The sequence below is a fragment of the Klebsiella sp. 141240 genome (assembly GCF_050600805.1).
Classification (GTDB): Bacteria; Pseudomonadota; Gammaproteobacteria; order Enterobacterales; family Enterobacteriaceae; genus Klebsiella; species Klebsiella aerogenes.
Genome location: NZ_JAQIRK010000001.1, coordinates 590,732 through 615,315, shown reverse-complemented (window position 1 = coordinate 615,315; position 24,584 = coordinate 590,732). Strand labels below are relative to the sequence as shown.

The 24,584-nt window shown below is 55.4% G+C and carries 29 protein-coding genes; 15 read left to right on the top strand and 14 right to left on the bottom strand.

Going from position 1 to position 24,584, the window contains the following annotated elements:
- Positions 1-479: 479 nt before the first annotated feature.
- The 4 genes from PGQ95_RS02930 (at position 480) to mtgA (ending at position 5,460) form a co-directional block, all read left to right on the top strand.
- Positions 480-1,406, top strand: coding sequence for a TIGR01212 family radical SAM protein (locus tag PGQ95_RS02930; protein WP_213793688.1), 927 nt, complete (start codon positions 480-482; stop codon positions 1,404-1,406).
- Between the two features lie 107 nt (positions 1,407-1,513).
- Positions 1,514-3,850, top strand: a complete 2,337-nt coding sequence (gene arcB / locus PGQ95_RS02925; protein ID WP_087859934.1) for an aerobic respiration two-component sensor histidine kinase ArcB — start codon at positions 1,514-1,516, stop codon at positions 3,848-3,850.
- 234 nt (positions 3,851-4,084) lie between these two features.
- The gene (gene elbB, locus PGQ95_RS02920) at positions 4,085-4,738 is read left to right on the top strand and encodes an isoprenoid biosynthesis glyoxalase ElbB (RefSeq protein ID WP_032709251.1); all 654 of its coding nucleotides are present in this window, start codon (positions 4,085-4,087) and stop codon (positions 4,736-4,738) included.
- Complete coding sequence (mtgA, locus tag PGQ95_RS02915; protein WP_271032059.1) at positions 4,735-5,460, top strand: monofunctional biosynthetic peptidoglycan transglycosylase; 726 nt, start codon at positions 4,735-4,737, stop codon at positions 5,458-5,460. The genes elbB and mtgA overlap by 4 nt, the downstream gene beginning before the upstream one ends.
- A 22-nt stretch (positions 5,461-5,482) precedes the next feature.
- Here the strand turns inward: mtgA and npr are convergent, their stop codons facing one another.
- Genes npr through PGQ95_RS02860 form a run of 11 tightly spaced genes read right to left on the bottom strand, consistent with a single transcriptional unit; the run spans position 5,483 to position 13,367 of the window.
- Positions 5,483-5,755: a PTS phosphocarrier protein NPr gene (gene npr / locus PGQ95_RS02910; RefSeq protein ID WP_430916909.1), complete on the bottom strand. Its 273-nt coding sequence runs from the start codon at positions 5,753-5,755 to the stop codon at positions 5,483-5,485.
- On the bottom strand, positions 5,752-6,606 hold the full coding sequence (rapZ, locus tag PGQ95_RS02905) for an RNase adapter RapZ (protein WP_015369491.1): 855 nt from the start codon (positions 6,604-6,606) through the stop codon (positions 5,752-5,754). Before rapZ ends, npr begins: the two co-directional genes overlap by 4 nt.
- A gap of 45 nt (positions 6,607-6,651) precedes the next feature.
- Positions 6,652-7,140 (bottom strand): PTS IIA-like nitrogen regulatory protein PtsN, encoded by a 489-nt coding sequence (gene ptsN, locus PGQ95_RS02900; RefSeq protein ID WP_015369492.1) that lies wholly within the window; start codon positions 7,138-7,140, stop codon positions 6,652-6,654.
- A 58-nt stretch (positions 7,141-7,198) separates the two neighbouring features.
- Positions 7,199-7,486, bottom strand: a complete 288-nt coding sequence (hpf, locus tag PGQ95_RS02895) for a ribosome hibernation promoting factor (protein ID WP_004125711.1) — start codon at positions 7,484-7,486, stop codon at positions 7,199-7,201.
- 22 nt (positions 7,487-7,508) lie between these two features.
- Positions 7,509-8,942: an RNA polymerase factor sigma-54 gene (gene rpoN / locus PGQ95_RS02890; RefSeq protein ID WP_045377984.1), complete on the bottom strand. Its 1,434-nt coding sequence runs from the start codon at positions 8,940-8,942 to the stop codon at positions 7,509-7,511.
- 47 nt (positions 8,943-8,989) lie between these two features.
- A complete protein-coding gene (lptB, locus tag PGQ95_RS02885; RefSeq protein WP_004206203.1) occupies positions 8,990-9,715 on the bottom strand; it encodes an LPS export ABC transporter ATP-binding protein in 726 nt (241 codons plus the stop codon).
- A gap of 6 nt (positions 9,716-9,721) precedes the next feature.
- The gene (lptA, locus tag PGQ95_RS02880) at positions 9,722-10,267 is read right to left on the bottom strand and encodes a lipopolysaccharide ABC transporter substrate-binding protein LptA (RefSeq protein ID WP_015369494.1); all 546 of its coding nucleotides are present in this window, start codon (positions 10,265-10,267) and stop codon (positions 9,722-9,724) included.
- The gene (lptC, locus tag PGQ95_RS02875; protein WP_015369495.1) at positions 10,236-10,811 is read right to left on the bottom strand and encodes an LPS export ABC transporter periplasmic protein LptC; all 576 of its coding nucleotides are present in this window, start codon (positions 10,809-10,811) and stop codon (positions 10,236-10,238) included. The genes lptA and lptC overlap by 32 nt, the downstream gene beginning before the upstream one ends.
- Positions 10,808-11,374 carry a 3-deoxy-manno-octulosonate-8-phosphatase KdsC gene (gene kdsC, locus PGQ95_RS02870; protein WP_015369496.1) on the bottom strand — a complete coding sequence of 189 codons (567 nt, stop codon included), beginning with the start codon at positions 11,372-11,374 and terminating at the stop codon, positions 10,808-10,810. The genes lptC and kdsC overlap by 4 nt, the downstream gene beginning before the upstream one ends.
- A 14-nt stretch (positions 11,375-11,388) precedes the next feature.
- On the bottom strand, positions 11,389-12,375 hold the full coding sequence (kdsD, locus tag PGQ95_RS02865) for an arabinose-5-phosphate isomerase KdsD (RefSeq protein WP_015369497.1): 987 nt from the start codon (positions 12,373-12,375) through the stop codon (positions 11,389-11,391).
- Between the two features lie 14 nt (positions 12,376-12,389).
- On the bottom strand, positions 12,390-13,367 hold the full coding sequence (locus PGQ95_RS02860; protein WP_113373138.1) for a calcium/sodium antiporter: 978 nt from the start codon (positions 13,365-13,367) through the stop codon (positions 12,390-12,392).
- Between the two features lie 206 nt (positions 13,368-13,573).
- Between PGQ95_RS02860 and mlaF the strand changes: the two genes are divergently transcribed.
- From mlaF to murA, 7 genes are all read left to right on the top strand, one after another.
- Positions 13,574-14,386, top strand: coding sequence for a phospholipid ABC transporter ATP-binding protein MlaF (gene mlaF, locus PGQ95_RS02855; protein ID WP_015369499.1), 813 nt, complete (start codon positions 13,574-13,576; stop codon positions 14,384-14,386).
- A 7-nt stretch (positions 14,387-14,393) separates the two neighbouring features.
- Entirely contained in the window at positions 14,394-15,176 is a 783-nt protein-coding gene (gene mlaE, locus PGQ95_RS02850) for a lipid asymmetry maintenance ABC transporter permease subunit MlaE (RefSeq protein WP_015369500.1), read from the top strand.
- 4 nt (positions 15,177-15,180) lie between these two features.
- The gene (mlaD, locus tag PGQ95_RS02845; RefSeq protein ID WP_045378020.1) at positions 15,181-15,732 is read left to right on the top strand and encodes an outer membrane lipid asymmetry maintenance protein MlaD; all 552 of its coding nucleotides are present in this window, start codon (positions 15,181-15,183) and stop codon (positions 15,730-15,732) included.
- A gap of 18 nt (positions 15,733-15,750) precedes the next feature.
- The gene (gene mlaC / locus PGQ95_RS02840) at positions 15,751-16,386 is read left to right on the top strand and encodes a phospholipid-binding protein MlaC (RefSeq protein WP_015369502.1); all 636 of its coding nucleotides are present in this window, start codon (positions 15,751-15,753) and stop codon (positions 16,384-16,386) included.
- A complete protein-coding gene (mlaB, locus tag PGQ95_RS02835) occupies positions 16,386-16,676 on the top strand; it encodes a lipid asymmetry maintenance protein MlaB (RefSeq protein WP_015369503.1) in 291 nt (96 codons plus the stop codon). The genes mlaC and mlaB overlap by 1 nt, the downstream gene beginning before the upstream one ends.
- 136 nt (positions 16,677-16,812) lie before the next feature.
- On the top strand, positions 16,813-17,067 hold the full coding sequence (gene ibaG, locus PGQ95_RS02830) for a BolA family iron metabolism protein IbaG (protein ID WP_015369504.1): 255 nt from the start codon (positions 16,813-16,815) through the stop codon (positions 17,065-17,067).
- 54 nt (positions 17,068-17,121) lie between these two features.
- Positions 17,122-18,381 carry a UDP-N-acetylglucosamine 1-carboxyvinyltransferase gene (gene murA, locus PGQ95_RS02825; protein ID WP_045394960.1) on the top strand — a complete coding sequence of 420 codons (1,260 nt, stop codon included), beginning with the start codon at positions 17,122-17,124 and terminating at the stop codon, positions 18,379-18,381.
- A gap of 62 nt (positions 18,382-18,443) precedes the next feature.
- Here murA and sfsB read toward each other — a convergent pair whose 3' ends face one another.
- Positions 18,444-18,716 (bottom strand): DNA-binding transcriptional regulator SfsB, encoded by a 273-nt coding sequence (sfsB, locus tag PGQ95_RS02820; RefSeq protein ID WP_087859930.1) that lies wholly within the window; start codon positions 18,714-18,716, stop codon positions 18,444-18,446.
- 195 nt (positions 18,717-18,911) lie between these two features.
- Complete coding sequence (ispB, locus tag PGQ95_RS02815; RefSeq protein ID WP_045394958.1) at positions 18,912-19,883, bottom strand: octaprenyl diphosphate synthase; 972 nt, start codon at positions 19,881-19,883, stop codon at positions 18,912-18,914.
- A gap of 260 nt (positions 19,884-20,143) precedes the next feature.
- Between ispB and rplU the strand changes: the two genes are divergently transcribed.
- The 4 genes from rplU to cgtA all read left to right on the top strand — a co-directional run bounded on the left by rplU (position 20,144) and on the right by cgtA (position 22,990).
- Complete coding sequence (gene rplU, locus PGQ95_RS02810; protein WP_015703604.1) at positions 20,144-20,455, top strand: 50S ribosomal protein L21; 312 nt, start codon at positions 20,144-20,146, stop codon at positions 20,453-20,455.
- A gap of 21 nt (positions 20,456-20,476) precedes the next feature.
- Positions 20,477-20,734, top strand: coding sequence for a 50S ribosomal protein L27 (rpmA, locus tag PGQ95_RS02805; protein WP_002434222.1), 258 nt, complete (start codon positions 20,477-20,479; stop codon positions 20,732-20,734).
- Positions 20,735-20,833: 99 nt separating this feature from the next.
- Positions 20,834-21,799, top strand: coding sequence for a DMT family transporter (locus PGQ95_RS02800; protein ID WP_015369509.1), 966 nt, complete (start codon positions 20,834-20,836; stop codon positions 21,797-21,799).
- A gap of 15 nt (positions 21,800-21,814) precedes the next feature.
- A complete protein-coding gene (gene cgtA, locus PGQ95_RS02795; protein WP_430916906.1) occupies positions 21,815-22,990 on the top strand; it encodes an Obg family GTPase CgtA in 1,176 nt (391 codons plus the stop codon).
- 45 nt (positions 22,991-23,035) lie between these two features.
- On the opposite strand, the gene dacB is transcribed toward cgtA, so the two are convergent.
- Entirely contained in the window at positions 23,036-24,469 is a 1,434-nt protein-coding gene (gene dacB / locus PGQ95_RS02790; protein ID WP_047044712.1) for a serine-type D-Ala-D-Ala carboxypeptidase, read from the bottom strand.
- Positions 24,470-24,584 lie beyond the last annotated feature (115 nt).

The following is a 24,584-nucleotide window of genomic DNA, read 5'->3' as shown; positions in this document are numbered from 1 at the left end:
ATCCAGAAAGCTTCCAGCGGATTCCCAACTTATCGAGAATCCACACTTACGTCAAATGGCAATCTTATTTATACAAAAGTGTGCTAAGAGGTGTTTAATATTATGATTTTAAAAAGAATTGTTGTTTTTTTAAAGGCATATAAACTCTCAGGGATGCGTAATCTAGTGTGATCTGTCTCACTATATCCGCAGCCTAAGATTACCTTTCTGTGCTGAATTGTTTTTTTATAGCAGAGTATTTGACTGCTGGTGTTCTTAATGGCAGGAAATAAAACTGTTTTTTGCTGCGTCAAAGATAATTGAAACTCAGTATTGAAGTATAAGTAAATGTTATTACCGCGGGCGTGAATGAAACCGCATTTATTTTGATTGATTATGCAATGAGGTAAGCGGCCGCGCTGACGATTGATCCAGGTCATCGCCGTCGGAGGCTAAAAATGGCAGGCTTGGCCCCTTTCTTGAGGCCGGTCTATCAGATTATGCAGTTACAAAAATTAGTCAACATGTTTGGTGGGGATCTTACGCGCCGCTACGGCGAAAAGGTACATAAACTGACGCTGCATGGTGGATTTAGCTGCCCGAATCGCGATGGCACAATCGGCCGCGGCGGCTGCACATTTTGTAATGTCGCCTCCTTCGCCGACGAGGCCCAGCAGTACCGTTCGATTGCCGATCAACTGGCGCACCAGGCGCAGTTGGTTAACCGAGCGAAACGCTACCTTGCTTATTTCCAGGCCTACACCAGCACCTTTGCCGAAGTACAGCTGCTGCGTTCAATGTATCAGCAGGCGGTGAGCCAGGCGAATATCGTTGGGCTGTGCGTCGGCACCCGTCCCGACTGCGTTCCCGATGCGGTGCTGGATCTGCTCAGCGAATATCGGGAGCAGGGCTATGAAATCTGGCTGGAGCTGGGATTGCAGACCGCGCATGATAAAACGCTGCATCGTATCAATCGCGGCCATGACTTTGCCTGCTACCAGCGCACCACCCGACTGGCGCGCGAGCGCGGATTAAAGGTCTGCGCGCATCTTATCGTCGGTCTGCCGGGCGAAACCCAGCAGCAGTGCCTGCAAACCTTGCAACGGGTAGTCGCAACCGGGGTCGATGGCATCAAGCTGCACCCGTTGCACATCGTGACCGGCAGCATCATGGCGAAAGCCTGGCAGGCGGGGCGCCTGAACGGTATTGCGCTGGATGATTATACGGTCACCGCCGGTGAGATGATTCGCCATACCCCGCCGGAGGTGATTTATCATCGCATCTCGGCCAGCGCCCGTCGCCCGACGCTCCTGGCGCCGCTGTGGTGCGAAAACCGCTGGACCGGTATGGTCGAGTTGGACAAATACCTTAATACCCATGGCGTTCAGGGGTCGGCATTGGGGACGCCGTGGGTCCTGCCCGCCTGATGTTCCACTTCCTTAACGGCTGATTACCGCCGCATTTTTTGCACAACTTACAGCGTAATGTTCAGAATTGGGTATTATTGTGCGGAGTTGGCGATAAGGAATCCCTCATGAAGCAAATTCGTATGCTGGCGCAGTACTATGTCGATCTGATGATGAAGTTAGGTCTGGTGCGCTTTTCAATGCTGTTGGCTCTGGCGCTGGTGGTGCTGGCTATCGTGGTGCAGATGGCCGTCACGATGGTGCTGCATGGGCAGGTTGAGAGTATCGATGTTATCCGCTCTATATTCTTCGGGCTGCTGATTACCCCCTGGGCGGTCTATTTTCTGTCGGTGGTGGTCGAACAACTGGAAGAGTCGCGCCAGCGACTCTCGCGGCTGGTGGAAAAGCTGGAAGAGATGCGCGAGCGCGATCTTAAGCTTAACGTGCAGCTCAAGGACAATATCGCCCAGTTGAATCAGGAAATTGGCGAACGTGAGAAAGCGGAAGCGGAACGTGAAACCACGCTGGAACAGCTGAAAATAGAGATGAAAGAGCGTGAAGAGACGCAGATTCAGCTGGAACAACAGTCCTCCTTCCTGCGCTCTTTCCTTGATGCCTCACCGGATCTGGTTTTCTATCGTAACGAAGATAAGGAGTTCTCCGGCTGTAACCGGGCGATGGAGCTGTTGACCGGAAAAAGCGAAAAGCAGTTGATTCACCTCAAGCCGCAGGATGTCTATAGCGAAGAAGCCGCGGTGAAAGTGCTGGAGACCGATGAGAAAGTCTTCCGCCATAATGTCTCGCTGACCTACGAACAATGGCTCGATTATCCCGATGGGCGTAAAGCCTGCTTTGAGATCCGCAAGGTCCCCTACTATGACCGCGTGGGCAAGCGCCGTGGCCTGATGGGCTTTGGCCGCGATATTACCGAGCGTAAGCGCTATCAGGACGCGCTGGAGCGCGCCAGCCGGGACAAGACCACCTTTATCTCAACCATCAGCCACGAGCTGCGTACGCCGCTCAACGGCATCGTTGGGCTCAGCCGCATCCTGCTGGATACTGAACTGACCAACGAGCAGGAAAAATATCTGAAAACTATCCATGTTTCAGCGGTGACGCTGGGGAATATATTCAATGATATTATCGACATGGATAAAATGGAGCGGCGTAAAGTGCAGCTCGATAATCAGGAAGTGGACTTCACCAGCTTCCTTGCCGACCTGGAAAACCTCTCAGGCCTGCAGGCGCAGCAGAAAGGTTTACGCTTTGTGATGGAGCCAACCCAGCCGCTGCCGCATAAAGTGGTAACTGATGGTACGCGCCTGCGGCAGATCCTGTGGAACCTGATCAGCAATGCGGTGAAGTTTACCCAACAGGGCAATGTCACCGTGCGCGTCCGCTATGACGAAGGCGATATGCTGCACTTCGAAGTTGAGGACTCCGGTATCGGTATCCCGCAGGCGGAGCAGGACAAAATTTTCGCCATGTATTATCAGGTGAAAGACAGCCACGGCGGTAAACCGGCAACCGGTACCGGGATTGGCCTGGCGGTGTCGCGCCGTCTGGCGCGTAATATGGGCGGCGATATCAGCGTGACCAGCCAGCCGGGGCAGGGGGCGACGTTTACCCTGACCGTACACGCGCAGGCGGTGGCTGATGAAGTTGAAGATACGCTGGCCGAAGACGATATGCCGCTGCCGGCGCTGAACGTGCTGCTGGTGGAAGATATCGAACTGAACGTGATTGTCGCCCGTTCGGTGCTGGAAAAATTGGGCAATAGCGTGGACGTGGCGATGACCGGTAAAGCCGCGCTGGAGATGTTCGAACCCGGCGAATACGACCTGGTGTTGCTGGACATTCAGCTACCGGACATGACCGGCCTCGATATCTCGCGACAGCTAAAACAGCGCTATGCCGCCGATGAGCTGCCGCCGCTGGTGGCGCTGACCGCCAACGTCCTGAAGGATAAAAAAGAGTATCTTGATGCCGGCATGGACGATGTGCTGAGCAAGCCGCTGTCTGTACCCGCATTAACCGCAATTATTAAGAAGTTCTGGGATGCGCCGGAAGACGATGGCCATGAGCCGCCCGCGGTGGATGTGGCGAAATCGGCATCGGTACTGGATACCGACATGCTGGAACAATATATCGAGCTGGTGGGGCCGAAGCTGATTACCGACGGGCTGGCGGTGTTCGAGAAGATGATGCCGGGCTACATGTCCGTGCTGGAATCGAATCTCACCGCGCGCGACCAGAAAGGTATCGTCGATGAAGGCCATAAAATTAAGGGCGCGGCGGGGTCGATAGGCTTGCGCCATATCCAGCAGTTGGGGCAGCAGATCCAAACGCCAGATTTACCTGCCTGGGAAGACAACGTAGGTGAGTGGGTGGAAGAGATGAAATCCGAGTGGCAAAACGATGTTGCGGTACTGAAGGCCTGGATTGCGGCGGCGGATAAAAAATGACCCCGGATAAACCGGGGTGCGCGAATACTGCGCCAACACCAGGGAACTGGTTGTTGAGCCAGGATTGTTCGAGTGATTTTTTTACACGGCGCAACCTGAGGATTTGGCTTGCTCGCTCATTAAGATAGCAAACCATAAATATTTTGTTACGTGAATCGGTAAAATATGTGAAGCATAGCGAGTAAATCAAAATTATTTACTTGTTTCATAGAGTTGCGCTAAGGGGTTAGCAAGATGAAGAAGATTGGCGTGGTACTAAGCGGCTGCGGCGTTTACGACGGCGCAGAAATCCATGAAGCGGTCATTACCCTGTTGGCCATTGCGCGTCGCGGCGCGCAGGCGGTTTGCTTTGCGCCGGATAAGGCGCAAACCGACGTGATCAACCATCTGACCGGCGAAACGATGGCGGAAAGCCGCAATGTGCTGATTGAAGCGGCGCGCCTGGCGCGCGGCGCTATTCAGCCTTTGGCCAGCGCCCGCGCGGACGAGCTGGATGCGCTGATTGTGCCAGGCGGCTTTGGCGCGGCGAAAAACCTGAGTAATTTTGCCGCCCAGGGAAGTGAATGCGTTGTTGATCGCGATCTGCAGGCATTAACGCTGGCGATGCACGAAGCGGGTAAGCCGCTGGGCTTTATGTGTATCGCGCCGGCGCTGTTGCCGAAGATTTTCCCGACGCCGCTGCGGATAACCATCGGTACCGATCCGGATACTGCCGAGGTGCTGGAAGAGATGGGCGCGGAGCACGTGCCGTGCCCGGTTGACGACATCGTGGTCGATGAAGACAACAAGGTGGTGACCACGCCTGCTTATATGCTGGCGCAGAATATTGCCGAGGCCGCCAGCGGTATTGAGAAACTGGTCGATCGCGTACTGGTTCTCGCTGAATGAGTAAGCGTGTTGCGCCGCTGGCGATGATCAAGCGCCTGCTGTTACGCCTGGCGCTTATCTGCGTGGTGTTCTGGGGCGGCGGTATCGCCTTATTCAGCGTCCTGCCGGTGCCGTTCTCAGCGGTGATGCTGGAGCGCCAGGTTAGCGCCTGGTTCTCCGGTGATTTTCATTATGTCGCCCATTCTGATTGGGTTGGGATGGACGAGATTTCCCCCTGGATGGGGCTGGCGGTGATTGCCGCTGAAGATCAGAAATTCCCCGACCACTGGGGTTTTGACGTGCCGGCAATCGAAAAAGCGCTGGCGCACAACGAACGGAATGAAAATCGAATTCGCGGCGCGTCGACGCTCTCTCAGCAGACGGCGAAAAACCTGTTTTTATGGGATGGCCGTAGCTGGTTGCGCAAGGGGCTGGAAGTGGGCTTGACCGTCGGTATCGAAACGGTCTGGAGCAAGAAACGCATTCTCACCGTGTACTTGAATATTGCCGAGTTTGGCGACGGTATTTTTGGTGTTGAAGCGGCGGCCCAGCGCTATTTTCATAAGCCGGCCAGCCGTTTAACCCCTGCAGAGGCCGCGCTGCTGGCGGCGGTATTACCGAACCCGATTCGTTTTCGCGCCGATGCGCCGTCAGGCTATGTTCGCAGCCGACAGGCGTGGATCCTGCGCCAGATGCGTCAGTTAGGCGGCGAAGGCTTTATGCGGGCCAATAAGCTGCATTAATCGCGATCCCGCCGGGAGATGATTAGTCTTCATCAAACCCGGCGTTGAACAGCGCAATCACCGCCGCCAGCGCTTCGACTTCCTGCGGGCCGCTGGCCTCAACCTCAATTTGGCGTCCTTTGGCGGAATCCAGCATCAGCAGGGCGATAACGCTGTTGGCTTCCGCCTCCGTGCCTTCGTCGTTGCGTAGCAATACTTCCGCATCGAAATTCTGCATCAGCTCGAAAAGCTTCATTGCCGGGCGCGCGTGCATGCCCAGCTTGTTGGTGATTTCAACGGTGTGCTTGACGGTCATGATTTACGTTTTTCCAGCGTCCGGTGACGAGATTGTACGTTCTTACCGCGCGAGCGGAAGTAGTCAGCCAGCTGTTCGGCAATATAGACCGAGCGATGCTTACCGCCGGTACAACCAATGGCCACCGTCAAATAGCTGCGGTTATTGGTTTCCAGCATTGGCAACCATAGCTCAAGATAGCTACGCGTCTGATAAATAAAGTTATGCACTTCCGTATGGCGATCGAGGAAGGCGGCAACCGGTTTATCGAGGCCGGTCATCGGGCGCAGCTTTGGATCCCAGTGCGGGTTTGGCAGGAAGCGGACGTCAAAGACGTAATCGGCATCGATAGGGATACCGTGTTTGAAGCCGAATGATTCAAACACCATCGTCAATTCACGCTCGCGTTTACCTAACAGACGAGTACGCAGCATCTCGGCCAGTTCATGCACCGACATTTCGGAAGTATCGACGATCAGATCCGCACGGGAGCGCAGCGGCTCGAGCAGATCGCTCTCTTCGTCGATCGCGCTTTCGAGCGACAGATTCTTGCTGGAGAGCGGATGCAAGCGGCGGGTATCGCTGTAACGGCGGATCAGGGTGTTGCGGTCGGCATCAAGGAACAGCAGCTGCGGGGAGAAGGATTCCGGCAGATTCTGCATCGCTTGTTCAAAGATTTCCGGTGATTCCGGCATATTACGCACGTCAATGCTGACGGCCGCGGAGATATCGCGGTCGGCCAGCGTTCGCGCCAGCTCAGGCAACAGCACTACCGGCAGGTTATCCACACAGTAGAAGCCCATATCTTCCAGCGCTCGCAGGGCGACGGATTTCCCCGAGCCAGAGCGGCCGCTGACGATCATCAGTACCATGTACCGTTTCTCCTCAGTACGATAAAGGTTAAGTCGCGACTCACGTTAAGCGTCATCGCTGCTTCCTGCTTCGGTGATGATCTCATACAACTCTTCATCGCTCACCGCAGCGCGCAGGCGACGGCAGATGGTTTTGTCCGCCAGACGTTTGGCGACCAGCGAGAGCGTATGCAGATGGGTTTTGGTTTGATCGGCCGGCACCAGTAGCGCAAACAGCAGATCGACCGGCTGATTGTCGATAGCATCGAAGGCGATCGGCGTTTCCAGCTGCACAAAGACGCCAACGGCGCGCAGGGTATCCTCTTCAAGCTTGCCGTGAGGGATCGCAATGCCGTTGCCGATCCCGGTACTGCCCATTTTTTCACGGGTCAGGATCGCTTCAAAGACCACCTGCGGCGGTAAACCTAGCTGCTTCGCCGCCAGTTCGCTGATGATTTCCAGCGCGCGTTTCTTGCTCTGGCAGTGAACCTGGCTACGGGTACAATCCTGGTTAAGGACATTGCTCAGTTGTAGAGCGGAATCGTTGTTCATCATAATTTCACCTGAGCTGCCCTTATCCGCGGGCTGCGGATAAGGGCGATCGCCCGGACAATTAGTGTTGTTTCAGTTTATCTTTATGTTTTGTTAACTGTCTTGCCAGCTTATCGATAAGACCATCGATAGCGGCATACATATCCTGCCCTTCCGCACTGGCATGGATTTCGCCACCGTTGACATGCAAATTGGCGTCCGCGATTTGCGTCACCTTCTCTACTTTTAACACAATATAGACCTGGTTGATCCTATCGAAAAACTGCTCCAGTTTGCTGAACTTCGTGGTAACGAAGTCGCGCATGGCGGGAGTGATCTCGACGTTGTGTCCTGTAATGTTGAGCTGCATAGTGTCTTCCTTATCGGTTGTGTCAGACCAGTTGTTTGCGCTGGTTTGACGGCGGAATGGATAAAGACTCTCGGTACTTAGCAACAGTGCGTCGCGCCACCATAATACCCTGATCGGAGAGCATGGTGGTGAGCTTGCTGTCGCTCAACGGCTTCGCGGGGTTCTCCGCGGCGATTAACTTCTTCACCAGCGCGCGAATGGCGGTAGACGAGGCTTCGCCGCCGCCTTCGGTATTGACGTGGCTGGAAAAGAAATACTTCAACTCAAAAATACCGCGTGGACTGTGCAGATATTTTTGCGTGGTAACGCGTGAAATTGTTGATTCATGCATCTCGACGGCCTGGGCGATGTCCGCCAGCACCATCGGTTTCATAAATTCTTCGCCCTGCTCAAAGAAGGCCTGCTGTTGCTCGACGATGCAGCGGCTCACGCGCAGCAGGGTATCGTTACGGCTCTCAAGGCTTTTAATCAGCCAGCGGGCTTCCTGCAGGTTGCTGCGGATAAACTGGCTGTCGGCGTCGTTGCGCGCATTATTGCCCATCGCCGCGTATTGCTGATTGATTTTCAGCCGCGGAATGCTGTCGGAATTGAGCTCGACGACCCAGCGGCCGCTGACTTTACGCACCAGCACATCCGGGATCACGTATTCCGGCTCGCTGGTTTGAATGGACTGCCCCGGGCGCGGATCCAGCGACTGGATCAGGCAAACCGCCTCTTTCAGAACGTCTTCTTTCAAGCGGGTGACGCGCATCAGGCTGCGGAAATCATGGTTGGCCAGGAGATCAAGATGCTCGCTGATGATCAACCGGGCTTCTTCCAGCCATGGTGTCTCTTTGGCAAATTGTGAAAGCTGGATCAGCAGACAGTCACGGAGATCCCTGGCGGCGACGCCGACCGGATCGAAGCGCTGTACGCGCTTGAGTACCGCTTCAACTTCCTCAAGACCAATTTCATCATCTTCGATACTGTCGACAATGTCCTGAATGGGAATAGTGAGGTAGCCGGTATCGTCAACGGCATCGACGATGGAGGTGGCAATTGCGCGGTCGGTATCGGTGAATGGCGTGAGCTCGACCTGCCACATCAGATAATCCTGCAGGCTTTGGGTGGTCTCGCCCTGATAGATCGGCAGTTCATCGTCCTGGTAGTCGACGCCATTACCCGACGGCGTGCCGGCGGTGTAGATTTCATCCCAGCTGGCGTCCAGCGGAAGCTCATCCGGCATCTCTTTTTGTTCGAGCGCGTCGACGGTATCCAGAGATTCGCGGTCCTCGGCTTCTGTGGTCTCAACCTCTTCGTGAAGATCGGTTTGCTCAAGCAACGGGTTACTCTCCAGCGCCTGCTGGAGTTCTTGCTGGAGTTCTAACGTGGACAGCTGCAACAAGCGGATAGCCTGCTGCAGTTGGGGCGTCATGGCAAGCTGTTGGCTTAGCCTTAATTGCAAACCTTGCTTCATGTTCAGGGTCAATATCTCCGGCTAAAACGTCTATAACCTCTACCCTATCAGAGTCTGAAGTCTTCCCCAAGGTACACGCGTTTTACCTGCTCGTCTTCAAGGATTTGCTGCGGGGTGCCGTGGGCGATGAGGTGGCCCTGGCTTACGATATAAGCTCGTTCACAAACCGCCAGCGTCTCCCTGACGTTATGGTCAGTAATGAGTACGCCCAGCCCGCTGTCGCGCAGGTGTTCGATGATGCGTTTAATATCGATAACGGAGATAGGGTCAACCCCGGCGAACGGTTCATCCAGCAGGATGAATTTTGGGTTCGCCGCCAGCGCGCGGGCGATTTCGACGCGGCGGCGTTCACCGCCGGAGAGCGCCTGACCCAGGCTATCGCGCAGGTGTTCGATGTGGAACTCTTCCATCAGCTCTTTAGCGCGATCTTCACGCTGCTCGCTGCTGAGATCGTCGCGGATTTGTAGCACCGCCATCAGGTTATCGTAGACGCTCAGGCGGCGGAAAATAGAGGCTTCCTGCGGCAGGTAACCGATGCCGCGGCGCGCGCGGGCATGTAGCGGCAGCAGGCTGATATCTTCATCGTCAATGATAATGTTGCCGGCATCGCGCGGCACGATGCCCACTACCATATAAAAGGTGGTGGTCTTACCGGCGCCGTTCGGGCCCAGCAGGCCGACTATCTCACCGGAGTTGACGGTCAGGCTGACGTCTTCCACCACACGGCGGCCTTTGTAGGCTTTGGCGAGGTTTTTTGCAGTTAATGTTGCCATAACGGATTACTTACCTTTTTTCTGCTGATCGCCGCTTTTGTCCTGCAACTGCGAAGGCACCAGCACCGTAGTCACGCGACCGCCTTTGTTGCTGAAGGCCTGCATTTTCTGCTCTTTCACCAGATAGGTGATTTTGTCGCCCTGAATATTGCTATCCAGCTGTTCCAGATGCGCGTTGCCGGTCAGCACCACGAAATCGTTCTGCAGTTCATAATGCATTTTCGACGCGCGGCCTTTCACCGGCTTACCGTTGTCCTGCATCTGATAGAAGGTGGCCGGATTGCCGAAACCGTCGATCACTTCTTTGCCTTTTTCACCGCCAGGGCGGGTAACCACGACTTTGTCGGCATTGATCTTAATGGTCCCCTGGGTGACGACCACGTTGCCGGTGAAGGTCACGACGTTGCCCTGCATATCCAGCGACTGCTGATCGGATTCGATGTGAATCGGCTGATCGGTATCGCCGGTTTTTGCCAGAGCCGGCAGGCTGGCGGCCAGAAGCGCGCTTGCGAGCGCAATGTTAAGGCTGAGTTTGTTTGTTCTGAATTTCATAAGAGGTTCTAACCTTTTCAATCAGCTCGGCATTTTTGCTGCGTAGGTTCCCGCGCATTTTCAGGCCGCTGGAATTAAATGTTGTTCCGTATAACGTCACCATATCGTCAGAGGTTACATCCTGGGTCACCAGGTTTACCTGCGCGTTATCGGTGGTAATTTTGCGCAGTTGAGAGTCGGGACTCAACGCGTCGACCTCAACGTGGCCGTAAAGATACAGCATACGGTCGTTGGTTAACTTGGCTTTATCCGCTCTGATTGACCAGGTCGGAACCTTATTGGTATCAAAGGTGGTCATCACCGGGTTGGTGAACCACGATACTTCTTGTTCGGAAAAGTATTCGACATGCTCGGCTATCAGACGATAGCTCAGCGCGCCTTCCGGGCTGTACACCACGGTATCGGTATGCTCGCTTTTATACGTCGGATCGTTAGGATTGACCGCGACGGTCGCGGTGTCGTCCGTACTCGCCAGGTTCAGGCCGATCAGGATCAACGCGACCAGCGATAGTAAGATGATAACCCAACGTCTGGTTTTACTCATATTGATTGCCCTTTGGCCTCATCAAGCTTGCCCTGCGCCAATAGTAACAAATCGCAGACTTCGCGTACCGCGCCGCGTCCGCCGTTAATTCGCGTGACGTAATTCGCCCGTGGCAGCAGCAGCGGATGCGCATCGGCGACGGCGACGCTTAAACCGACTTCCGCCATTACCGGCCAGTCGATCAGATCGTCGCCAATATAAGCCACTTCATCCGGGCGAACCGCCAGTTTGCTTAATAATTCACGAAACGCCAACAGCTTATCGGACTGACCTTGATACAGATGCGTAATGCCCAGCGTCTGGCAGCGGTCTTCTACCAGTTTAGCTTTTCGCCCGGTAATAATCGCGACTTCAATACCGGAAGTCAGCGCGCAGCGGATCCCGTAGCCATCGCGGACGTTAAACGCTTTCAGCTCTTCGCCGTTGTTGCCCATATAGATAAGGCCGTCGGAAAGCACGCCGTCGACGTCGAGGATCAGTAAACGGATCTTCGCCGCCCGGTCGATAAATTCCTGGCTTACCGGCCCGTAGCAGGTGTCGACCTGGGCATCAGCATTATTCATTATTTTATCCTTACTTACACTACGCCAGCGCGCAGCAGATCGTGCATATGTACCACACCTAGCAGTCGGTCGCCATCGGCAACCAGCACGCAGGTGATATGGCGGGACTGCATCAGGTTGAGCGCATCTACCGCCAGCATGCCCGGACGAATGCGGATCCCGCCTGGAGTCATGACTTCAGCGATGCTGGCGTTGCGCATATCGACGCCGGTATCGAAGACGCGGCGCAGGTCGCCGTCGGTGAAGATGCCGATGATATTCATCTCGTCATCGCAGATGGCCGTCATGCCCAGATTTTTGCGGGTGATTTCCAGCAGCGCGTCGCGCAGGGTAGCCTGCAGGCCGACGTGGGGGATCTCGTCGCCGGTATGCATAATATCATTGACCCGCAGCAGCAGCTTACGACCGAGTGCGCCGCCGGGGTGCGACAGGGCGAAATCTTCGGCGGTAAAACCGCGCGCTTCGAGCAGCGCCACGGCGAGGGCGTCGCCCATCACCAGCGCGGCGGTGGTGCTGGAGGTCGGCGCCAGACCTAGCGGACAGGCTTCTTTCGGCACTTTCACGCACAGATGAATATCGGCGGCGCGCGCCATGCTGCTATCCGGACGGCTGGTGACGCAGATAAGCGGCACCTGCTGGCGTTTAAGCACCGGAATCAACGCCAGGATTTCATTGGATTCACCGGAGTTAGATAACGCGATGACCACATCCTGCGGCGTCACCATCCCCAGATCGCCGTGCGCGGCTTCACCGGGATGGACAAAAAAAGCCGAGGTACCGGTACTGGCGAAGGTCGCCGCCATTTTGCGCCCGATATGACCGGATTTGCCCATACCCATCACGACGACCTTACCGCCGCAGCGGAAAATCGTCTCACAGGCGCGGGTGAAATCTTCATTAATATACTGATCGAGCTGGGCCAGACCTTCACGTTCAATTTCCAGAACCTGACGTCCTGCCTGTTGAAAGTCAAAATCCGTTGGCAAATCTATTTGCGACATGATGTTATCCCAATTCATTCAACGAAGTACGGCGCTGAACAAAACAGCAGCGCCAACCAAACCATAAAGCCGCCGACCAGCAAGGCGCCCGCTACGCGACCCGGCTGCCGTTTACGCCGCCAGCACAGCAGCGCGAAGATCGCGCTCACCAGCAGCATCACGCTGTAGTCGCGCGTAAAAGCTTCGGCAGGGAAGGCGCCAGGGGCGATTAACGCCGGCAGCCCGAGCACCAGCACGAGGTTAAGAATATTGGCGCCAATGATATTCCCGATGGCGATATCGTCTTCCCCTTTTCGTGCGCCGGCGATGGCGGTGGCCAGTTCCGGCAGGCTGGTGCCGATAGCAATAACCGTTAAGCCGACCGTCAGTTCACTAATGGCGAAATAGTTCGCCAGCACCGTGGCGTTATCCACCACCATGCGGGTGGCCATCGGCATGACGATCATCGCCACCCCGAGCCACAGCAGGGCGACGGGCAGCGAACCGCCGCGCGGCAGCTCCGCCAGCTGTTCCCGCGTCAGGCTATCGCTGCCCTGACGTTCCGCCAGGCGCGCTATTTTTAGAGTGAACACCAGCCATAGTATGGCCAGCGCCAGTAAAAACAGACCATCCAGACGCGACAGCTGGCCATCGTAGAGCACAAATCCCGCCAGTAAACTAACCAGCAACATTAACGGCAATTCGCGGCGCAGGATATCAGAATGCACGGTAAATGGATGGAGCAGGGCGGCAAGACCGAGAATTAATAGAATATTCGTAATATTGGATCCCAACGCCGTACCGATCGCCAGATCGGTTTGCCCGTGAAGGGAGGCCGCGGTGGAAACGATGATCTCTGGCAGGCTGGTACCGATGCTCACGACAGTCATGCCGATGATGAGCGGCGGGATCCCCATCATGCGACACAGTATTGAAGCGGCGTATACCAGACGATCGGCGCTGTAAACTACCAGCAGTAAACCAATTATTAACAGAGCCGTTGCTAAGAGCATCTAAAGTCCTTTCTTCAGGTATAATCGTCGCCTCGCTGGCCGTCCGTACACAGCGTAACGAATTCTTAATTTTGACTTTATGTGTGGCAAAAGTAAAACAAATGCCAGCTTTCGCTAACCCGGGCAGGTAAGATTCTGTAAAAATGTTGGGTTTGTGGTGAAAGAAAGCGCCATGCTTAGCCCGAAGGTTTAGTAAGGATGATTTTATGAGCCAAACTCTGGCGAATTTAGTCGAGGTTCGCGGTATTCGTTTCTCTCGGGGCGACCGCGTCATCTTCGATGATATCTCGCTATCGGTGCCTCGCGGCAAGATTACCGCCATTATGGGGCCATCGGGGATCGGCAAGACGACCCTGCTGCGTTTGATAGGCGGCCAGATCCCGCCGGACAGCGGCGAGATCCTGTTTGACGGCGAAAACGTGCCGCAAATGACGCGCTCGCGGCTGTATACCGTGCGTAAACGCATGAGCATGCTGTTTCAGTCCGGCGCGCTATTCACCGATATGAACGTGTTTGATAACGTAGCTTACCCGCTGCGCGAACATACGCAGTTGCCGGATGCGTTGCTGCATACCACCGTCATGATGAAGCTGGAAGCGGTTGGGTTACGCGGCGCGGCGAAACTAATGCCTTCGGAGCTCTCCGGTGGGATGGCGCGGCGCGCGGCGCTGGCGCGGGCGATTGCCCTTGAGCCGGATCTGATCATGTTTGACGAACCCTTCGTCGGACAGGATCCCATCACCATGGGCGTATTGGTTAAACTTATCTCAGAGCTGAATAGTACCCTGGGAGTGACCTGCATTGTGGTATCGCACGACGTGCCGGAAGTGCTGAGCATTGCGGATTACGCCTACATTGTGGCGGATAAGAAAATCGTTGCCCACGGCAGCGCGCAATCGCTGCGTGAAAATAGCGATCCGCGCGTGCGCCAGTTCATTGATGGCATCGCTGACGGCCCGGTGCCGTTCCGCTATCCTGCGGGCGATTACCACCATGATTTATTAGGCAAAGGGAGTTAAACGACTCATGCTATTTAATGCGCTGGCAGCGCTCGGACACCGCGGCATCAAAACCACCGCGACCTTCGGGCGCGCCGGATTAATGCTATTTAATGCCGTGGTGGGCAAGCCGGAATTTCGCAAGCATGCGCCGCTGCTGGTACGCCAGCTGTATAACGTCGGCGTGCTATCGATGCTGATTATTATCGTCTCGGGGCTGTTCATCGGTATGGTACTGGGGCTGCAGGGCTATCTGGTATTAACGACCTATAGCGCAGAGACCAGTCTGGGTATGCTGGTGGCGCTGTCGCTGCTGCGCGAGCTGGGGCCGGTGGTGGCCGCGCTGCTGTTCGCCGGACGAGCCGGTTCGGCGTTAACCGCTGAGATTGGCCTGATGCGGGCGACCGAGCAGCTCTCCAGCATGGAAATGATGGCGGTAGATCCGCTGCGCCGGGTGATTTCGCCGCGCTTCTGGGCCGGAGTCATCTCGCTACCGCTGTTGACGATCATTTTCGTCGCCGTGGGCGTCTGGGGCGGTTCGCTGGTTGGCGTCAGCTGGAAAGGCATCGACGCGGGGTTCTTCTGGACCGCGATGCAAAACGCCGTCGACTGGCGAATGGATCTGGTTAACTGCCTGATTAAAAGTCTGGTTTTTGCCGTTACGGTAACCTGGATTGCGTTATTCAATGGTTATGACGCTATCCCCACTTCCGCTGGGATTAGCCGGGCAACGACGCGCACCGTGGTGCATTCGTCGCTGGCGGTTCTGGGGCTGGATTTTGTGCTGACTGCGCTGATGTTTGGGAATTAAGTTCATGCAAACGAAAAAAAATGAGATCTGGGTAGGTGTGTTCTTACTGGCAGCGCTGCTGGCGGCGCTGTTTGTCTGTCTGAAGGCGGCAAACGTGACCTCGTTACGTACCGAACCGACTTATCGTCTTTATGCGACCTTCGATAACATCGGCGGCCTGAAAGCGCGTTCACCGGTGCGTATTGGCGGCGTGGTGGTTGGTCGCGTCGCGGATATCACCCTCGATCCAAAAACCTATCTGCCGCGCGTTGCCATCGATATCGACGAAAGCTACAACCACATTCCGGATACCAGTTCGCTGGCGATTCGTACTTCTGGTTTGCTCGGGGAGCAGTACCTGGCGCTGAACGTCGGTTTCGAAGACCCGGAACTGGGCACCGCTATTCTTAAAGACGGCGGTACGATTCAGGACACCAAGTCCGCGATGGTACTGGAAGATCTGATAGGCCAGTTCCTCTATAACAGCAAGGGCGGCGATAATCAGAATTCTGACAATGATAAGGCGGCGGCTGAGGGTCATACTGACGCTACGCCGCAGGCCGGCATGACGCATTAATTTCAGGAGAGACAAGATATGTTTAAACGCTTACTCATGGTCGCCATGCTGGTGATTGCTCCACTGACCGCCGCGCATGCCGCGGATCAAACTAACCCGTATAAGCTGATGGACGAGGCGGCGCAGAAGACCTTCGATCGTCTGAAGAACGAACAGCCGAAGATCAAAGCGAACCCGAACTATCTGCGTGATATCGTCGATCAGGAACTGCTGCCTTACGTGCAGGTGAAATACGCCGGCGCGCTGGTGCTGGGCCGTTACTACAAAGAGGCTACGCCTGCACAGCGTGAAGCCTACTTCGCCGCCTTCCGCGAGTATCTGAAACAGGCTTACGGTCAGGCGCTGGCGATGTATCACGGCCAGACATACCAAATTGCGCCTGAGCAGCCGCTGGGCAGCGCAACCATCGTGCCGATTCGCGTGACCATCCTCGACCCGAACGGCCGTCCTCCGGTACGTCTGGACTTCCAATGGCGTAAAAATACCCAGACCGGCAACTGGCAGGCTTATGACATGATCGCCGAAGGCGTCAGCATGATCACCACCAAACAAAACGAGTGGAGCGACCTGCTGCGTACGAAAGGCGTTGATGGTCTGACCGCGCAGCTGAAAGCTATTTCTGCCCAGCCGATCACTCTGGATCAGAAGAAATAATGAGCGAACAACTGAGCTGGAACCGCGACGGTGAACGCCTGGCGTTGCGCGGCGAACTGGATCAGGAATTTATACTGCCGCTATGGAATGCACGCGCGCAGGCGACCGACGGCGTATCCACTATCGACCTCAGCGACGTTTCACGGGTCGATAGCGCCGGGGTGGCGTTACTGGTTCATTTTGTCGCGCTGGTACGTCGGCAGGGCAAAACGGCGCAAGTGGTGGGGAAAAGCGAAAACCTGCAAACGCTGGTCAGTCTTTACAACCTTCCGGCGGACATGATCCCGTAATTTTTTCAGTGAGTTAATGCTGAAGCTATTCTGAAAGCCCCATCAATCTGTTCGATGGGGCTTTTTGCTTGTTTAAGACAGCGCCACTTTCCTCTAAGATGTTGGGCTGTTTTCACACTCAGAAAAATGTGATCCCATGGAAAATCATGAAATTCAGACCGTGCTGATGAACGCACTCTCCCTTCAGGAAGTCCACGTCTCTGGCGATGGCAGCCACTTTCAGGTTATCGCTGTGGGTGAGATGTTCGACGGCATGAGCCGGGTAAAAAAACAGCAGGCTATCTACGCGCCGCTGATGGAATATATTGCCGACAATCGCATTCATGCGCTGTCGATCAAAGCGTTTACCCCGCAAGAATGGGCGCGCGATCGCAAACTTAATGGCTTTTAAGCTGTAGGGATGTTCCCTACAGCATTGATGAATTTTTAACCGAGAACAGAATCAATGGATAAATTCCGTGTTCAGGGGCCGACTCGCCTGCAGGGCGAGGTCACCATTTCCGGCGCTAAAAACGCTGCCCTGCCAATCCTCTTTGCCGCGCTGTTAGCCGAAGAGCCGATTGAAATCCAGAACGTACCGAAGCTGAAAGATATCGATACCACCATGAAGCTGCTGAGTCAGTTGGGCGCGAAGGTCGAGCGCAATGGTTCCGTATGGATCGATGCTGGCCCGGTAAATGTTTTCTGTGCTCCGTACGATTTAGTGAAAACCATGCGTGCTTCCATTTGGGCGCTGGGGCCGCTGGTGGCGCGTTTCGGCCAGGGCCAGGTTTCTCTGCCGGGCGGCTGCGCTATCGGCGCGCGTCCGGTCGACCTGCACATTACCGGCCTGGAACAACTGGGCGCGGAAATCAAACTGGAAGAAGGTTATGTGAAGGCGTCAGTCAACGGGCGTCTGAAAGGCGCGCACATCGTGATGGATAAGGTGAGCGTAGGCGCGACCGTGACTATCATGAGCGCGGCGACGCTGGCTGAAGGCACCACCGTTATCGAAAACGCCGCGCGCGAGCCGGAAATCGTCGATACCGCCAACTTCCTTAACGCGCTGGGTGCGAAAATCAAAGGCCAGGGCAGCGACCGTATCACCATCGAAGGCGTCGCGCGTCTGGGTGGCGGCGTTTATCGCGTACTGCCGGACCGTATCGAAACCGGTACCTTCCTGGTTGCCGCGGCGATCTCCGGCGGTAAAATTATGTGCCGCCATGCGCAGCCGGATACCCTGGATGCGGTACTGGCGAAGCTGCGTGAAGCTGGCGCGGATATTGAAGTCGGTGAAGACTGGATTAGCCTCGATATGCACGGTAACCGTCCGAAAGCGGTCAACGTGCGTACCGCGCCGCACCCGGGTTTCCCAACCGACATGCAGGCGCAGTTCACTTTGTTGAACCTGGTGGCTGAAGGGACTGGTGTTATCACCGAAACCATCTTCGAGAACCGCTTCATGCACATTCCGGAACTGATCCGTATGGGCGCGCACGCGGAAATTGAAAGCAATACCGCGATTTGCCATGGTGTCGCGAAGCTGTCTGGCGCACAGGTCATGGCGACCGACCTGCGTGCATCTGCAAGCCTGGTGCTGGCGGGTTGTATTGCGGAAGGGACGACCATCGTCGACCGTATCTATCACATCGATCGCGGCTATGAGCGCATCGAAGATAAACTGCAGGCTCTGGGCGCGAATATCGAACGCGTCAAAGGCGAGTAATCCCGCTTCGGTAGCAGCCCTCTGACGTCCGTCCGGGGGCTGTTATCGAGCTCTCCCTCACATTAGGTCTTATTTCTCTTCTGACGCATCATCTGCGTTCTGTCGATGAACTGATGGGTAATGGGATCGTGATAACGCGATGGCCAGATAACCCACGGCTCGGTTCCCAGCGCGTTAGCAATAATCAATTCGCCCTTTGGCCACGGACGGGTTAGCGCGTTGGCAAGCGTAGAAGAGCTTAAACCGTGACGTCGCGACTCAGCTGCGAGCGACGTCCCCTTTTTGCGAAGGCCGGCAATAATATCCGCTGAATGCCAGTCGATGAACTTATCCATAAATTCTCCCGGTGATAACTGTCTGCGCGTCAATACGGACGGCTGGAATACTATACCCTGGTTCTTATATGGTTTTAACAAGTTCCCTTATTGTTCCTGTATATTCAGAATATATTAAGGTTTCTAGCGTCATTTGAAGGATATTGGATTTTATTGGAACTCTCCCGCGCAATGCGCGCGGGAGAAAGGGGGGGATTAGTGGTCGCGCTGAACGGCGATATGGGCAAGGCCGATGAGCGCCTCGCGCCACGGCGTATCCGGCAGAACCTGCAGCGCGGCGATAGCTTTATCGGCTTCTTCTTCCGCACGTTTCTGCGTCCACTCCAGCGAACCGCAGGCCGCCATGGTTTCAAGTACCGCGTCAAGCAAATGGCGCCCGTTCCCCTGCTCGATAGCGCCGCGAATCATCGCCGCCTGATCCGGGGTACCGTGATGCATCGCGTGCAGCAGAGGCAGCGTTGGTTTGCCTTCGTTCAGGTCATCACCGACGTTTTTGCCAAGGCGTTCGCCATCGGAACTGTAATCCAGCAGATCGTCAATCAGCTGGAACGCGGTGCCGAGGTAACGGCCATAATCCTGCAGCGCCTGCTCTTCTTCCGCGCTGCAACCAGCCAGGATGCCGGAACACTGCGAAGCGGCTTCGAACAGACGGGCGGTCTTACTGTAGATGACCCGCATATAGTTCTCTTCCGTGATATCCGGGTCGTTGACGTTCATCAACTGCAGGACTTCGCCTTCGGCGATGACGTTTACGGCTTCCGACATCACTTCCAGCACCTTCAGCGAACCGAGACGGGTCATCATCTGGAAGGCGCGGGTGTAGATAAAGTCGCCCACCAGTACGCTGGCGGCATTGCCGAATGCGGCATTGGCCGTCGCCTTGCCGCGGCGCATATCGGACTCGTCGACGACGTCGTCATGCAGTAGGGTCGCGGTATGAATAAATTCGATCAGTGCGGCAATGTTGACGTGCGCATTCCCCTGATAGCCGACCGCGCGAGCTGCAAGCACGGCGATCATCGGACGAATACGTTTACCGCCTCCGCTGACGATGTAGTAGCCTAACTGATTGATAAGCTGAACATCTGAGTTGAGCTGCTCAAGGATTGCCGCATTGACACCCGCCATATCCTGCGCGGTTAACTCATTGATTTTTTCTAAATTCATCGCAAAAGCCGGGCCAAATGTCCTGTTACCGCGAATCCAGGTGGGATCACAGAAGGATTAAGATAGAATTAAAAGAAGATATGATTGTACTGAAAAATCAGCGCAGATAAACGTTAGCGTGAAAGTTGTGTTTTTTTTCTGCGTTGATCGATGATCGCTCTTGTCAAAGGGTCGCGTTTTGCGTAATATTCGCGCCCTATTGTGAATATTTATAGCGCACTCTGAATCACACGAAGAGGTGCGCGGAAGCGGAGTTTTATATGTACGCGGTTTTCCAAAGTGGTGGTAAACAACACCGAGTAAGCGAAGGTCAGACCGTTCGCCTGGAAAAGCTGGACATCGCAACTGGCGAAGCTGTTGAGTTCGCTGAAGTTCTGATGATCGCAAACGGTGAAGAAATCAAGATCGGCGTTCCTTTCGTTGAGGGCGGCGTGATCAAAGCTGAAGTTGTTGCTCACGGTCGTGGCGAGAAAGTTAAAATCGTTAAGTTTCGTCGTCGTAAACACTATCGTAAGCAAGCAGGCCACCGTCAGTGGTTCACTGATGTGAAAATCACTGGCATCAGCGCCTAAGACTTGAGGGAGTAGATTTAAATGGCACATAAAAAGGCTGGCGGCTCGACTCGTAACGGTCGCGATTCAGAAGCTAAACGTCTGGGCGTAAAACGTTTCGGCGGTGAAGCAGTTCTGGCAGGTAGCATCATCGTTCGTCAACGTGGTACTAAATTCCACGCTGGCACCAACGTTGGTTGCGGCCGTGACCACACTCTGTTCGCTTTGACTGACGGTAAAGTCAAGTTCGAAGTTAAAGGCCCGAAAAACCGTAAATTCATCAGCATCGTTGCTGAATAAGTTTTTCGCGTCCTGGTGACGGATGAAAGCCCCGCAACACGTTGCGGGGCTTTTTACATTAGAATCCCGGAAAAAATTTCTGCAGGGAAAACGGGCATCATGAAGCAGCAGGCCGGCATTGGCATTCTTTTGGCGCTAACCACCGCGATGTGTTGGGGAGCACTGCCAATTGCAATGAAGCAGGTTCTCGAAGTGATGGAGCCGCCAACGGTGGTCTTTTATCGCTTTTTGATGGCCAGTATTGGTCTTGGCGCGATCCTCGCCATCAAAGGCAAGCTGCCGCCGCTGCGAATTTTTCGCAAGCCGCGCTGGTTGGTTTTATTAGCGATTGCTACCGGCGGTTTGTTCGGTAACTTCATTCTGTTCAGCTCTTCCCTGCAATATCTCAGTCCAACGGCCTCCCAGGTCATCGGCCAGCTATCGCCGGTCGGTATGATGGTGGCAAGCGTTGTGATTCTGAAAGAGCGCATGCGTGGTACCCAGGTTGTGGGAGCGCTGATGTTGCTCAGCGGGCTGGTGATGTTCTTCAACACCAGCCTGATTGAAATCTTTACCCGTCTCACGGACTACACGTGGGGGGTAATTTTTGGTGTCGCAGCGGCAACGGTGTGGGTAAGCTACGGAGTCGCGCAAAAGGTGTTATTGCGGCGCCTGGCATCACAGCAGATACTATTTTTGCTGTACACTTTATGTACGATTGCTTTACTGCCGCTCGCTAAACCGGGGGTTATCTCCCAACTGAGCGACTGGCAACTGGCTTGCCTGATTTTTTGCGGGCTGAATACCCTGGTCGGCTACGGGGCGCTGGCGGAAGCCATGGCGCGCTGGCAGGCGGCGCAGGTCAGCGCGTTAATTACCTTAACGCCACTGTTTACGCTACTGTTTTCTGATTTATTATCAATGGCCTGGCCCGATGTTTTCGCCAGACCGATGTTAAACCTGATTGGTTATCTCGGTGCGTTTGTCGTGGTTGCGGGCGCGATGTATTCCGCCATTGGCCATCGTCTTTGGGGACGTTGGCGCAAGCGAGAAGCGGTTGTACCGCTGCCCCGCTCAGGCGAATGATTTACGGAGAGTAAAATGAAGTTTGTAGATGAAGCAACGATCCTGGTCGTAGCAGGTGACGGCGGCAATGGTTGCGTTAGCTTCCGCCGCGAAAAATATATTCCGCGAGGCGGCCCGGACGGCGGTGATGGCGGTGACGGCGGCGACGTTTGGCTGGAAGCGGACGAGAACCTCAACACCCTGATCGACTATCGATTCGAAAAATCTTTCCGCGCAGAACGCGGACAGAACGGTCAGAGCCGCGACTGCACCGGTAAACGCGGTAAAGATGTTACGGTGAAAGTGCCTGTAGGGACCCGCGTCATCGACCAGGGGACCGGCGAGACCATGGGCGATATGACCAAGCACGGTCAGCGTTTAATGGTCGCAAAAGGCGGCTGGCACGGTCTGGGCAACACGCGCTTCAAATCATCCGTTAACCGTACCCCGCGTCAGAAAACCATGGGTACGCCGGGCGATAAGCGCGATCTGCAGCTCGAACTGATGCTGCTGGCTGACGTGGGGATGCTGGGGATGCCGAATGCCGGTAAATCCACCTTCATTCGCGCGGTCTCCGCGGCGAAGCCGAAAGTAGCCGATTATCCATTTACCACCCTGGTGCCGAGCCTGGGCGTGGTGCGTATGGACAACGAGAAGAGCTTTGTGGTCGCCGATATTCCGGGGCTGATTGAGGGCGCGGCGGAAGGCGCTGGCCTTGGTATTCGCTTCCTTAAGCACCTCGAACGCTGCCGCGTGCTGCTGCACCTTATCGACATCGAGCCTATCGACGGTTCCGATCCGGTTGAGAATGCGCGCATTATCATCGGCGAACTGGAGAAATACAGCGAGAAGCTGGCCTCTAAACCGCGCTGGTTGGTCTTCAACAAGATTGACCTGATGGACAAAGCGGAGGCTGAAGCCAAAGCGAAGGCCATCGCCGAAGCGCTGGGTTGGGAAGATAAATTCTATCTGATCTCCGCGGCCAGCCAGCAGGGCGTTAAAGACCTGTGCTGGGACGTGATGACCTTTATCATCGAAAACCCAATCGCGCAGGCGGAAGAAGAGCAGAAGCCGGAGAAAGTCGAGTTCATGTGGGACGACTATCACCGTCAGCAGCTTGAAGAAGCCGAACTGGAAGAAGATGACGAAGACTGGGATGACGACTGGGACGAAGACGACGAAGAAGGCGTCGAATTCATCTACAAACGTTAATCCTGAGTAAAAAGGGCCGCATCATCCAATGCGGCCCTTGTGTTTTTAGTTGTTCTGGTACAAATCTTTATACAGTCGACTTTCGAAGCGCACCAATGGTATGCGGCGGTTGCGCTGGTCACCCGGCGGCACCGCGTAGCCGGAGAGGTACTGCACGAAAGCCATCTTTTGCCCGCTGGCGGTGGTGATGAAACCTGCCAGGTTATATACCCCCTGCAGAGAACCGGTCTTCGCCGAAACCTTACCGTCTACGCCCGCCTGATGAAGACCGGCGCGATACTGCAGTGAACCATCGTGTCCGGCAAGCGGCAACATCGAGATAAAGTTGAGCTCGTTATCGTGCTGAGCGATGTACTGCAATACCTGCATCATCGTCGCCGGCGCGATAAGGTTGTGTCGGGACAGGCCTGAGCCATCGGCGATAATCGTGTTACCGAGGTCAATACCCGCCTGCTGGCGCAGGATTTGCCGCACCGCGTCGGAACCTGCGCGCCAGGTTCCCGGCACGCCCATCCGCGCGTGGCCGATAGTACGAAACACCGTATCAGCAATCATGTTATCGGATTTCTTCAGCATGATGCGCAGAAGATCGTGCAACGGCGCCGATTGGGTCGTCGCCAGCACGGTGCCCGGATCGTTGGCCAGGGTCTGGCGCAAGAGAGTGCCGCTGTAGGTAATACCCGCATCGGTGAGCTCAGCTTTCAGGATCGCACCTGCATAGCCTGCGCCGTCCTGAATGGCGAACGCCAACGGTAGCGGTTCGCTGCGCTGCGGCAGGCAGCCAGTGAGGGTGTAGCGGTTGAGATCGCCTGGTACGACGTCCAGCTCGCAGTACTGCGCTTCTGCGGAGCCGCGCGCCAGCGTCCGCACCTGGCTGAACATGGTGACCGGATAGTAAGAGGCCACGCGGATAAAGGCCAAATCGCCGGGTTTCTGTGCGCTATAGAGCGAGACGGAGAAACAGTTACGATCAACGATCGCTGCCGCTGGCGGGGCGCTGAAGCACTGCGTCATGTCATTCCATGGCCAGCCGGGGGCTTTATCGTGGCTGGCGAAAACCGAGGTATCGATAAGCACATTTCCTTCAATGCGCTGCACGCCGGCTTTTTTCAGCGACGCCACCATGTTGCGGATATCCTGACGCTTTAGCGTCGGATCGCCGCCGAAGCGGGCAATCAGGTCGCCTTTCAGCACGCCGCCGTCAAGGGAACCTTTGGTTTCCAGCGTCGTAGTGAAGCGGAAGTCCGGCCCCAGCTGCAACAACGCGGCCAGCGCGGTGATCACCTTCTGGGTACTGGCAGGCAGCGCCATCTGCTGGCTGTGAAAGTCTATCTCCGGCGTCGGGGAGCCAACCTTTTGCGCCATGAAGGCAAGGTTCGCGCCGGCAGGAAGCTGGCTGATGTACTCGTCAATATTCGCGGCCTGAGCGCTAAGCGCTATACCGGCAGTCAATCCGATGATAAATCTGGGAAATCGCATAATCTCGCGCTAACAACCTGAAACCAAGCCGTCATACTACGGTGCATCGCCCTGTAAAGTAAACGATGACCCATAGTGAACTTCAGGGTAAAATGCGTATCAAATTGAAAATTGC